The 12489-nt window shown below is 56.1% G+C and carries 9 protein-coding genes; all 9 read left to right on the forward strand.

The annotated features are described in order from the left end of the window. Positions 1 to 48: 48 nt before the first annotated feature. The 9 genes from GCWU000341_RS07005 (at position 49) to GCWU000341_RS07050 (ending at position 12415) form a co-directional block, all read left to right on the forward strand. Positions 49 to 876: a Cof-type HAD-IIB family hydrolase gene (locus GCWU000341_RS07005; protein WP_009215156.1), complete on the forward strand. Its 828-nt coding sequence runs from the start codon at positions 49 to 51 to the stop codon at positions 874 to 876. Positions 877 to 1061: 185 nt separating this feature from the next. Then, entirely contained in the window at positions 1062 to 2945 is a 1884-nt protein-coding gene (locus tag GCWU000341_RS07010) for a PTS beta-glucoside transporter subunit IIBCA (RefSeq protein ID WP_009215157.1), read from the forward strand. A 37-nt stretch (positions 2946 to 2982) separates the two neighbouring features. Next, the gene (locus tag GCWU000341_RS07015; RefSeq protein WP_009215158.1) at positions 2983 to 3240 is read left to right on the forward strand and encodes an HPr family phosphocarrier protein; all 258 of its coding nucleotides are present in this window, start codon (positions 2983 to 2985) and stop codon (positions 3238 to 3240) included. Between the two features lie 189 nt (positions 3241 to 3429). Further along, on the forward strand, positions 3430 to 5076 hold the full coding sequence (gene ptsP / locus GCWU000341_RS07025; protein WP_009215160.1) for a phosphoenolpyruvate--protein phosphotransferase: 1647 nt from the start codon (positions 3430 to 3432) through the stop codon (positions 5074 to 5076). 785 nt (positions 5077 to 5861) lie between these two features. Further along, entirely contained in the window at positions 5862 to 7202 is a 1341-nt protein-coding gene (locus GCWU000341_RS07030) for an ABC transporter substrate-binding protein (RefSeq protein ID WP_040653836.1), read from the forward strand. Between the two features lie 84 nt (positions 7203 to 7286). Next, positions 7287 to 8183 (forward strand): carbohydrate ABC transporter permease, encoded by an 897-nt coding sequence (locus tag GCWU000341_RS07035; RefSeq protein WP_009215163.1) that lies wholly within the window; start codon positions 7287 to 7289, stop codon positions 8181 to 8183. 9 nt (positions 8184 to 8192) lie between these two features. After that, entirely contained in the window at positions 8193 to 9032 is an 840-nt protein-coding gene (locus tag GCWU000341_RS07040; protein ID WP_040653575.1) for a carbohydrate ABC transporter permease, read from the forward strand. A gap of 56 nt (positions 9033 to 9088) precedes the next feature. Next, on the forward strand, positions 9089 to 11377 hold the full coding sequence (locus tag GCWU000341_RS07045) for an alpha-galactosidase (RefSeq protein ID WP_009215165.1): 2289 nt from the start codon (positions 9089 to 9091) through the stop codon (positions 11375 to 11377). A 162-nt stretch (positions 11378 to 11539) separates the two neighbouring features. Then, a complete protein-coding gene (locus GCWU000341_RS07050; protein WP_009215166.1) occupies positions 11540 to 12415 on the forward strand; it encodes an AraC family transcriptional regulator in 876 nt (291 codons plus the stop codon). Positions 12416 to 12489 lie beyond the last annotated feature (74 nt).

Here is a 12489-nt window from a genome sequence, read left to right on the forward strand (position 1 = left end):
TAATAAAAAGATAGAGGGATAGCAAAGAGAAATAGAGGGAAAAAGAGGATGGGAAAGCTTATTTTTCTGGATATCGACGGCACGCTGGTTCCCGCGGGGACCAATGCTCCTCCCAAAAGCGCCGAGAGGGCGATCCGCCTGGCGCAGGAGAGGGGGCACCGGGTCTTTCTCTGCAGCGGGAGGAATCTCGGTATGCTGAGACCGCTGCTCCGATATCGGTTTGACGGTTATGTCGCAAGCTCCGGCGGCTATGTCGTCCTCGGGGAGGAGCTGCTCTACGACCATCCGATGAGCGATGAACAGCTTCGGACAGCGCTGGACATTTTCCATAAAAACGGGGTCGTATGTACGATTGAGGGGAGGGATGGGAGCTTCTGTGATTCTGATCTGAAGAGTCTTCTCTCGGAGTCCGAGGAGGGAAATTCGGAGCTTCTCCGCTGGAAGAAGGCTGTATCCGAAAATCTCGGCATACGGCCGATGGAGGAATATGACGGTCAGCCGATCTATAAGATCGTGATGGCGGCCCGGAGCGTAGGACAGATCGAAGCCTGCCGTCCGCCGCTGGAGAGGGACTTCAATTTTATGATCCAGGATATCCCGGAGTACGGCTGTGTAAACGGCGAGATGGTGGACCGGGCCTTCGACAAGGGGAAGGGAATCATCCGGATCGCGGAGCGGCTTGGAAGCGCGCTCTCCGACACCATCGGCTTCGGGGACAGCAGGAACGATCTTGAGATGATGGAGGTCTGCGGCTTTTCCGTCTGCATGGGGAACGGCTCGGAACAGCTCAAAAGCTTCGCGGACTATGTTTGTCCGCCGGTCACGGAGGACGGACTCGCGGAGGCCTTCCGCAGACTGGGGCTCACGGCATCCTGAGAGGCTTTTGAAAACGCGCTGCGTGAAGTCGGATAAGCGCCGGAAATTCGGATAAGAGGCGGTGGATAAGAGGCGGAGATAGAAGGAAGGCAAAAGAAAAGGAAAGCAAAATAAAAGAAAGGCAGAAGAAAAGAAAGGCAGAAGAAAAGCGGAAGAAAAACAGGGGCACAGGGAGGGGGAAGGCTATGGCACTGGATTACAGAAAATGCGCCAAGGAGATCGTCGATCACATCGGCGGAAGGGAAAATGTCGCGCAGGCGGCACACTGCGCCACCAGGCTTCGTCTGGTCATCAAGGACAACAGCAAGGTGGATAAGGCCTATCTGGAGGAGATCGAGGGCGTGAAGGGGCTCTTTGAGTCAAACGGTCAGCTCCAGGTCATCATCGGAACAGGTACGGTCAATAAGGTCTACGATGAATTTCTGGATATCACGGGCATGACCGCCGCGACGAAGGATGATGTAAAGAGCGCGGCGGCGGCGAGGATGCCGCTTTGGCGGAGGCTTTTAAAGCCGATCGGGGATGTCTTCGTCCCGATCCTCCCCGCGATCGTCGCCTCCGGCCTTATGATGGGAATCGTGGAGGCCCTGGGGAAGATTCCGGGGCTCGGCTTTGCGGGCTCCGACTGGTATCAGTTCCTCGATATGGTCGCAAACACCGCCTTCGCCTATCTTCCGGTCATCGTCGCGATCTCCGCAGCGAGGGTCTTCGGAGGCAATATATTCCTGGGGGCGGTCATCGGGCTTCTCATGATCCACTCCTCCCTGACAAACGGCTGGAACGCAGCGGACGGCTATAAGGTCTGGTACCTCTTCGGCCATATCCAGATCAGCCCGGGCTATGTGCTGGGACAGATCAATCAGCTCGGCTATCAGGGACATGTCATACCGGTCATCCTCTCGGTCTTTTTCATGTCGAAGCTGGAGCAGTGGCTGCATAAGAAGGTCCCGGAGATGCTGGACCTCTTTATCACGCCGCTTTGCACTGTGACGGTGACGGCCTTCCTCACCTTTATGGTGATCGGACCCATCTTTTCGAGTCTTGAGTCCCTCGTCTTAAAGGCGGCGGAGTTCCTGGTGCATAATCCGCTCGGGGCAATGCTGATGGGCGCGCTTTATCCGGTGACGGTCGTCATGGGACTTCACCACATGTACAATGTCATTGAGGCGGGCATGCTCTCCTCCGGGGGGCTCAATACCTGGATGCCGGTGGCGAGCGCGGCGAATTTCGCACAGTTTGGAGCCTGCCTTGCGGTCGGCATAAAGTCGGTGAAGCAAAAGACGAGGAGCATCGCGGTGCCCTCCTCCCTCTCCGCCTCTCTCGGCATCACGGAGCCCGCGATCTTCGGTGTGAACATGCGCTTCATGAAGCCCTTCGTCTGCGGCATGGCCGGAGGCGCGATCGGAGCGATCTTCGGTGCGCTCACCGGGATCGGGGCGACGGCCTACGGCGTCACGGGGCTCCCGGGATTTCTCACCATCGATAAGCCTCTGCTCTATGCGATCCTTCTTCTGATCTCCGGCGGTATCGCCTTTGCCGGGACCTGGGTCCTCTGGAGCGAGGAAGGGGAGAAAAAGGCAGAGAAGGAAGAAAGAGAAGAGAAGGAAGAAAAGAAAATGGAGGAGGCGGAGGCCGTGCTTTCGGCCGTCATGAGTACGGAGGCCGGAGAGATCTATTCGCCGCTTCGCGGGAAAATGGTCGCTCAGGAGGAGATCCCCGATGAAACCTTTGCGGCCGGCGTACTCGGGGGAGGCCTCGGCATCGAGCCGGAGGAGGAGACCGTCTATGCGCCCTTCGACGGGGAGATCTCCTCTGTCGCCGAGTCGAAGCACGCGATAGGAATCAGCGGAGCCGGGGAGATGGAGCTTCTGATCCACGTGGGGGTGGATACAGTCGCCATGAACGGAGAGGGCTTCGAGCCTCTCGTGAAGGAGGGGGATAAGGTCCGAAGGGGAGAGCCCATCCTCCGCTTTTCGAGGGAGAAGATCAAGGCCGCGGGGCACCCGGATCTGGTCGTCGTTCTGCTGACCAATTCGGATGACTATAAAGACTTCAAGCTGCTGGTATAGCGATGCTGTACCAAGAACAGGAGAAAAGGAGAAGAACATGAAAGAAATCAGCTATGTCATCAACGATCCGAACGGAATCCACGCGCGCCCGGCGGGGCTTCTCGTCAAGGCGCTGAAGAGCTTTGAGAGCTCTGTCACTGTCTTTAAGGGAGATAAGAGCGTGGACATGAAGAAGCTGCTCGCCCTCATGGGCATGGGCATCAAGCAGGGGGACAGCATCACGGTCCGGATCGAGGGAGCGGACGAGGAGAAGTGCGCGGAGGCGCTTTTAAAGGAGCTGAAGGAGCGCTTCTAGGGAAGCAGGGCTTTCTCCTTGGTAATAGACAGAGGCTTTCCCTGCTTATGGCAGGCTTTTCCTGGGAAAATCAGAGAGATTCCCCTGTCGAAGCTTTCGGTCTCTCTCGAAAAAGCATTGCGGGAGGCCGGGCTTTGACAGAGGATCCTGATCCCATCTTTTCGAGCTCGGACAGAGAGGAGCATTTTCATGCAGGTAGCAACGGGAAAAAGTGTGATGAATGGCATCGCCATCGGAAAAATCAAGGTTTACCGGGCTCCGGACCTGGAGATTCGAAACGAGCTTTCGGAGGACCCGGAGGGAGAGCTTGAGAAATTCGAAAGGGCGAGGGAGAAGGCGATTGAGCAGCAGAATCTTCTCTATGAGAAGGCCGTGGTTGACGCGGGGGAGGACAGCGCGGAGGTCTTTTCCGTCCACGCGATGATGCTGGAGGACGATGATCTTTTGGATGCGACGAAGGAGATCATTCTGAAGCAAAAGCACTGTGCGGAGTACGCGGTGAAGGTCGCCTTCGACAATCAGGCGAAGGTCTTTTCCGAGATGGAAGATCCCTATATGAAGGAAAGAGCCGCGGATATCTATGATATCGAGCAGGCCGTCCTGAATATCCTCTTCGGCGTCGATCCGGAGTCCATGCAGGGAAAGGAGCCCGCGATCCTCGCTGCGAGGGATCTGACGCCATCGGAGACTGTCCGTCTCGATAAGTCCCTGCTCCTTGGCATCATCACAAAGCAGGGCTCTCTCAACAGTCATACCGCGATCCTCGCCCGCTCCATGGGGATTCCCGCCCTCGTGCAGTGCGATGCGGCTTCGGAGGACTGGGACGGGAAGGAAGCCATTATCGACGGATACAATTCCTGTGCCTATATCGAGCCGACTCCGGATCTTCGGAAGACGCTGAAGAAGAAGCAGGATGTCGACTTAAAGCAGCGGGCTCTTTTGCAGGAATTAAAGGGAAAGGAAAACACCACGATCGACGGGAGGACGATACAGGTCTACGCGAATATCGGGGGGCCATCCGACATCGGACTCGTGCAGCAAAACGATGCGGGCGGTGTGGGACTTTTCCGCTCGGAATTTGTCTATCTGAATTCCAAGGACTATCCGACGGAGGAGGAGCAGTTCCGGGCCTACCGCCATGCGGTGGAGACACTCGCCCCAAAGCGCGTCATCATCCGGACCTGTGATATCGGAGCGGATAAGCAGGTCGATTATATGAATATGCCGAAGGAGGACAATCCCGCCCTCGGCGTCCGCGCGATCCGGATCTGTCTTAGCAGGAGGGAATTTTTCAAGACGCAGCTCCGCGCCCTGCTCCGGGCCTCCGCCTTCGGGAACCTCGGCATCATGTTCCCGATGATTATCTCGAGGAGAGAGCTCCGGGAGTGCAAGGAGCTTCTTAGGGAGTGCACGGAGGAGCTCCTCGCAAAGGATATCCGGGTAGGAAGCTATGAGACCGGGATCATGGTGGAGACGCCTGCGGCTGTCATGATCGCGGATGAGCTCGCGGCGGAGTGCGATTTCCTGTCCATCGGGACGAATGATCTGACGCAGTATACCCTTGCGATTGACCGCCAGAACGCGGGCCTGGATCCCTTCCTGGACACCCATCACCCGGCGATTTTGAGAGAGATCCGGATGACGATCGAAGCGGGGCACCGCCACGGCGCCTGGGTCGGAATCTGCGGGGAGCTTGGGGCGGATCTCGCGCTGACGGAGACCTTCCTTCGCATGGGGATCGATGAGCTCTCCGTCAATCCGGTCTCCGTACTTCCGCTTCGGAAAATCATCCGGGGCATCGACTTAAGCCGGGAAACGGCGGAGGCAGAGCTCTAAAATGGAGCTGCAGGAGATGGCTGCCGCGAATTTGAATATTAGAACAGATTGAAGCTGGACACGCCAAACGAGGCAACGGCAGATGCATCGCTTCTGACAGCAGCGTAAAGAGCTATAGCAATATGGATGATCTTAAGAAGCATGAAGTAGGAAGCCAAATTATGAGCTCTTAATATAATCCCCGGGATCTTTCTCCAAAGGATGGGCTCCTCTTATGGAAAACAGTTCAGATACAAGAACTGAAACCATAGGAGGAGCATTTTTTCTCCGGAAAAAGAAGAGCCATCGTTCGAAACGGAAGAAGGGCGAAAAAATGCGGAAGCCTTTTTTACAGGCAGATAATCGACACTTTTTCGCCTGCCTTTTCGGAAAGAGAGCGGTTTTTTCGCGGCGCCACATGGATAAATGATAAGGAGCTCTCTCGTTATTTGAAGCTCTTAGAGGGAGGAGATGGATTTTTCTATGGAAAATCACAATAGATAGATGTAAATAAGAGTGCATTTTTGACTCTATCCCCATTTCACAAGAAGATGGGGTCGGGAAGCAGGAGACGGATCTGGTATTTTTGTTTCGATTTCGAACATTTTTCCATGGAATGGATACAATTTTCTATTCCATGAGCTGTGATTTCACCTATAAAATGAAGACAGCTTTTATGGTTCCCCGAAGGGGGAGATAAGGTCCGGGGAAGAGGGGTGCGGATCGCCCATTGCGGGGGAAGTCCGGACTTCGGGAAGCCGGCACGATCCTCTTTGGAGGTGGAATTTCAGGATGGAGGAGAGATTATGAAAGTAAAGAGCTGGACGGCACTGGCGCTGTCGGCATGCATGGCGGCATCCCTTGCGGCCTGCGGCGGTTCCGGAGCGGGAGAGAGCGGAACAAAGGGAGCGGGAGAGACGAAGGAAGCCGGGGAGAGCACGGGGGAGTCGGATGCAAAGTCCGACGCCTCCGGGGCAGAGCTCTCCGTCACGATCTGGGACAATAATCAGGAGCCGGGCATCAAGGAGATCCTCGCGGATTTCACCAAGGAGACAGGGATTCAGACGAAGATCTCCGTCGTGAAGTGGAATGAGTACTGGACGATGCTGGAGGCCGGGGCGCAGGGAGGCTCCCTTCCCGATGTCTTCTGGATGCATTCCAACGAGTCCGAGCGCTACATGTCAAATGATATGCTCCTGGATCTCACGGACAAAATCAAGGAGAGCGACAAGATCAAGGTGGAGAATTACCCGGAGGACATCTGGGGACTCTATACCTATAAGGACCACTACTATGCGGTGCCGAAGGACATTGATACCATCGCACTTTGGTACAATAAAAAGCTTTTTGATGAGGCAGGCTTAGCCTATCCGACCGCGGACTGGACCTGGGATGATCTGACGGAGGCGGCGAAGAAGCTCACGAAGCCGGACGGGAGCCAGTACGGACTCGCCTTAAAGATGGACAATAACCAGGCGGGATATTATAACCTGGTCTACGATAAGGGCGGCTACATCATAAATGAGGACAAGACGAGGTCCGGCTGGGACGATCCGAAGACGATCGAGGGGATGAACATCCTCGCAGGCTGGCTGAAGGACGGCGTGATCCCCTCGGCGCAGACCCAGACGGAGAACGGAGAGGATGTGCTTTTGCAGTCCGGAAAGGCCGCGATGGCGCTGCAGGGCTCCTGGATGGTCGCAGCCTACCGGGACAATGAATATACCGCGGAGAACTGCGATATCGTCGAGCTTCCGAAGGACGCTGTGACCGGGAAAAGGGTCTCGATCTACAACGGTCTCGGCTGGGCGGCCGCAAAGAACGGGAAGCACACGGAGGAGGCGTGGAAGCTCATCGAGTATCTGGGCTCGGAGGAAGCGCAGAGGAAGCAGGCAGAGCTTGGCATTACGATGTCTGCCTATAAGGGGACCTCGGATGCCTGGGCAAAATCCGCAAAGTTCAACCTCCAGGCCTATCTCAATATGATGGATGATATGGTGATCCGCCCCTACTCGAAGAGCACCGTGACCTGGGAGACCGCGGATAATGAGATCATCACAAAGGTCTATACCGGGGAGCTCACGATGGAGGAGGCCTGTAAGAAGATGGCGGAGCAGATGAACGAAAAGCTTGCGGAGGAGAAGTAAAGCCTTCGGGAAGCTGGAAAAGCAGCGGAGCGGAGGGGAGAATCAAAGAATCCGCGGCCCGGGGCCGCGGAGGAGGGAGGCAGTATGGGAGAGAAACGGAGGGGACTGAGTCCCCGGGAGAGGAGCGAGTGGTTCTGGGGCTGGCTCTTTATCTTTCCGACGGTACTCGGACTTATCGTTTTGAATATCATTCCGATCTTTCAGACGATTTATCAGAGCTTTTTTAAGACCGGGGATTTCGGAAAGGGAAATATCTTTGTGGGGCTTAAGAATTATCAAAAGGTCTTTGGAGATCAGGAGATCTGGCAGGCGCTCGCAAATACCTTTCGCTACGCTGTCGTGGAGGTCCCCTTTTCCATCGCCCTCTCTCTCGTGCTCGCCGTCCTTCTGAACCGGAAGATGCGCGGAAGGTCCTTCTACCGGACGGTGATTTTTCTCCCCATGGTGGCCGCTCCCGCAGCGGTGGCTCTGGTCTGGAGATGGCTTTTCAACACGGAGTTCGGACTCATTAACCATGTCTTTAAGAGCAGTGTGAGCTGGATCTCCGATCCCGGGATCGCGATCTATTCTATCGCGGTGATCGGCATCTGGTCGATCCTTGGCTATAATATGGTGCTCTTTCTCGCGGGGCTCCAGGAGATTCCGCATGATTTCTATGAGGCGGCGGAGATCGACGGGGCGAGCGGAGTGGACAGCTTTTTCCATATCACGCTTCCCCTCCTCTCCCCGACGATTTTTTTCGTCATGATTACGAGAGTGATCGGCGCCCTGCAGGTCTTCGATCTCATTTACATGGTGATCGATGAGACGAGCCCGGCGCTCCCAAAGACAGAATCCCTGGTCTATCTCTTTTATCGCTATTCCTTTGTGAATAAAAATATAGGCTACGGCTCTACGATCGTGGTTCTTCTTCTCCTTGTGACGCTTCTCATCACGGTATTTCAGATGCTAGCGCAGAAGAAGTGGGTCTATTACGGCTAGGAGGGAATGATGGATACTCTGGAAAGAAAGAGAAATCTCACGAGGATTTTAGTGCATCTCATCCTGATCCTCGTCTCGATCACAATGCTCACGCCCTTTCTCTGGATGACTCTGACCGCCTTTAAGACAACGACGGAGGCGACCTCCGTGAACCCCTTTGTCATCCTCCCCTCCCACTGGAGGACGGATGCGTTTTCGGCGGTTATCACTTATATGGACTTCGGGAGGCTCTACTGGAATACGATCCTCATGATCTTTTTCCGGGTCCTGCTGGCCGTCGTGACCGCGAGCACAGCGGGCTATGCCTTTGCGAGGCTCCGCTTTCCGGGGAAGGAAATCTTCTTTTCGCTCGTTCTCTTTCAGATGATGGTGCCGTCGCAGATTTTCATCATCCCGCAGTACCTGATGGTAGCGAAGCTCCATAAGCTGAATACGATTTTTGCCTTGGTTTTCCCGGGCATGGTGACGGCCTTTGGAACATTTTTGCTCCGGCAGGGCTTTAAGAGCCTCCCGAGGGATCTGGAGGAGGCCGCGCGGCTGGACGGCTGCAATATCGGGCAGACCTTCCTCTATGTCATGATGCCGCTGACCCGCTCCAGCATGGTGGCGCTCGGTATCTTCACCTCGGTCTTCGCCTTCAAGGATCTTTTCTGGCCGATGATCGTGAATACAGACAAGAATATGCTGGTGCTCTCCTCGGCGCTGGCAAAGATGCAGGGACAGTATGTCTCGAAGTTCCCGGAGCTGATGGCGGCGTCTCTCATCGCCTGTGTTCCGATGATTATCCTTTACGTCCTCTTTCAGAAGCAGTTCATCGAGGGAATCGCGACGAGCGGCGGGAAGCTGTGAGCGGATTTTTCCCTTAGATTTTCCCTTTATCAAGTCATCAAAGCAGGAGGAATGCCTTGAAGATCATATTTCACGAGGAGGAGGGGATTTTTCACCTCTCTAATGAGAAGCTCAGCTATATCATCCGGATCATGGAAAACGGGCAGCTGGAGCAGATTTATTTCGGAAAGCGGATCCACGACCGGGAGGGGCTCTCCCATTTTCACGAGGAGGCGCTCCGCTCTCAGATGAGCATCTGCATCCCGGAGCCGGGGAAGCTCTCTCTGAACTATACAAGGCAGGAGTACCCCGGCTACGGCAGCGGGGATTACCGTTCCCCGGCCTTTGTGATCCGGCAGGAGAACGGGAGCAGGGTCTCGGATTTTCGCTACCGTTCCCACGAGATTTTCCCGGGGAAGGAGCCGCTGCTTCCGCTCCCCGCGACCTATGCGGAGGATCCCGATGAGGCGCTCAGTCTGAAAATCACGCTTTTCGACGAGCTCACGGAGGCGGAGCTTTGCCTTAGCTATACGATCTACCGGGATTATCCGGTGATCACGAGAAATGCGCGTTTTCTCTCCCATGGGAAGGGGAAGCTCTATCTGGAGAGAGCGCTCAGCATGAGCCTGGAGTTTCCCGATAAGGATTATCAGCTTTTACAGCTCTCCGGGGCATGGGGGAGGGAGCGCTATGTGAAGAAGCGTCCCCTGGAGATGGGGCTTCAGGGGATACAGAGCTTAAACGGGACCTGTTCCGGCGCGGAGCAGAATCCTTTCCTCGCTCTCCTTCGGGGAAATGCGGATGAGTTTCAGGGTGAGGTCTACGGCTTCAGCCTTGTATACAGCGGAAATTTCCTCGCCCAGGCGGAGGTCTCGACCTTCGATCTCACAAGGCTCATGCTCGGCATCCACCCGGAGGGCTTTTGCTGGGAGCTCGGAGAGGGGGAGAGCTTTCAGACGCCGGAGGTAGTGCTGGTATACAGCGATCAGGGCTTAAACGGCATGAGCCGGAGCTTCCACCGTCTCTACCGGAAGCGCCTTATGCGGGGGAAGTGGAGAGATCTCCCGCGTCCGATCCTTTTAAATAACTGGGAGGCCACCTTCTTCGACTTCGATGAGGAGAAGATTCTCCGCATCGCGAAGAAGGCGAAGGAGGTCGGCGCGGAGCTCTTCGTGCTGGACGACGGCTGGTTCGGAAAGAGGAACAATGACTACCAGGGACTCGGGGACTGGCAGGCAAACCTGGAGAAGCTGCCGGACGGAATCGCCGGACTCTCCCGAAAGATCGAGGCCCTGGGCCTTCACTTCGGACTCTGGGTGGAGCTTGAGATGGTAAATAAGGACAGCGAGCTCTACCGCGCGCATCCGGACTGGCTGATCGGTGTGCCGGGCCGCTTTGAGTCCCACGCGAGGCATCAATATGTCCTGGACTTTTCCCGGCAGGAGGTCGTGGACTATCTCTATGAGGAGATTGCGAAGATCATACGGAGCTCCTTTCTCTCCTATATCAAGTGGGATATGAACCGCTATATGACGGAGCCGTACTCGAGGGCTCTTCCGGCGGAGAGGCAGGGAGAGATGATGCACCGCTACATCCTCGGCGTCTACCAGCTCTATCGGAGGCTGACGGAGGAATTTCCGGAGATCCTCTTTGAGTCCTGCGCCAGCGGAGGCGCGAGGTTTGACGCGGGGCTTATGTACTTTGCCCCTCAGACCTGGTGCAGCGACGACACGGATGCGGGGGAGCGGATGAAGATTCAGTACGGGACCTCCTATGTCTACCCGATCGTCAGCATGGGCTCCCATGTCTCCGCCGTCCCGAATATGCAGGTCTACCGGAGGACGCCGCTGGAGACGCGCGCCAATGTGGCATACTTCGGGACCTTCGGCTATGAGCTCGACCTGAATCTGCTCCCGGAGGAGGAGATCGAGGAGGTGAAGAAGCAGGTGCGCTTTATGAAGGAGCATCGGGAGCTTTTGCAGGTGGATGGGGACTTCTACCGCCTCAAAAATCCCTTTGAGGGGAATGAGACGGCGTGGATGGTGGTCTCCCGGGATCAAAGGAAGGCGATTGCGGCCTATTATCAGAGGCTTAACTATGTGAACGCCTCCGCGATCCGACTTAGGCTGAGGGGCCTGAAGCCCGACAGCCTCTATGCATTAAGCTGTGATCTCTCTCCCTGTCTTGAGATGAGGGAGCCGATCTTCGGAGCGGAGCTTTCCCTTGAGGGGGAGGGGCTTCGGAGCTACCGCGCCTATGGGGATGAGCTTATGGAGGCCGGAATCCCGATCAAAAGGGAGGATCTCAGCAAAAAGGGCGGAGACTTTGCATCGCTTCTCTTTTTGATCCGGGAGGAGGGAGAATAGCTTTCGCCCTGAAATCGCCGCCGTCAGAAAAGAGGAAAAGGGAAGCTCCCGCAGTGCCGGAGCGGGAGCATTCTACGGCACTGACTGGCATGTCCGAATTCCGGCCGCCGGAGCGGGAGCGTCCTGCGCTGTCGGAGCGGCCGGCAGAAAAGGAGGCAGCGCATGGGAAAGCTTCAGCCCGGCATCGTGCGCTCGGAGCGCTACCGGGTCCTAAACGATATTGAGGAGCGGGTGAATGATCTTCAGCTTGCCTATTGCGGGAGCGAGCAATGCGCCCCGGGACATCGCTTCGGCCCGAACCGGCGGGAGTGCTTTGTGCTCCATGTGGTGCGCTCCGGGGAGGGGAGGCTTTTACTGAATGGAGAGGAGTTCACACTCGGGGAGGGCTTCGCCTTTGTCCTAAGGGCGCATCAGGAGGCGTGGTATGAGGCGGATCATGAGAGACCCTGGAATTACTTTTGGGTGGGCTTCAGCGGTGTGGATGCGGAGACCTGTGTGCGGAAGGCCGGCTTTCCGAAGGAGCGGCCCTTTCGTCCGGTCGGCTGCACAGAAAAGCTAGGGGAGTATCTGGATGAGATGCTGGATGCGCATCAGCTGAATTTCTGGAGCTCCCTCCGAAGGAATGCAAATCTCATGCTTTTTTTCTCGGAGCTGATACAGGATTATACGAGTACGCAGTCCCTCCGCCAAAGCTGCAGCTATTCGAGCTCCTCCTATGTGAGATATGTCAAGGATTACATCGACCGCTACTATGAGAAGAAGCTCCGGATCGGAGCGATAGCGGAGTACATCGGAGTGAATCGAAGCTACCTGAGCAACAGCTTTCGGAGAGAGACCGGGGTCTCTCCCCAGGAGTATCTCATGGGCATCCGCATCCGGAGGGCCCAGACCCTCCTCCGGGAGAGCGGGCTCATGATCGCGGAGATCGCGCAGCAGGTCGGCTATCCGGACGCCCTCGCTTTCTCCCGGATTTTCCGCCAGAGAGTCGGACTCTCTCCGAGCGCCTATCGAAGGAGCGGACCGAGGCCGAGGCTTTGAGGGAAGAGCTTGACATACACCGCCTGTCGTAGTATATTGCTCTTGACAATATACTACGACAGGCGGTGTATTTT

This window comes from Oribacterium sp. oral taxon 078 str. F0262, assembly GCF_000160135.1.
GTDB lineage: Bacteria > Bacillota > Clostridia > Lachnospirales > Lachnospiraceae > Oribacterium.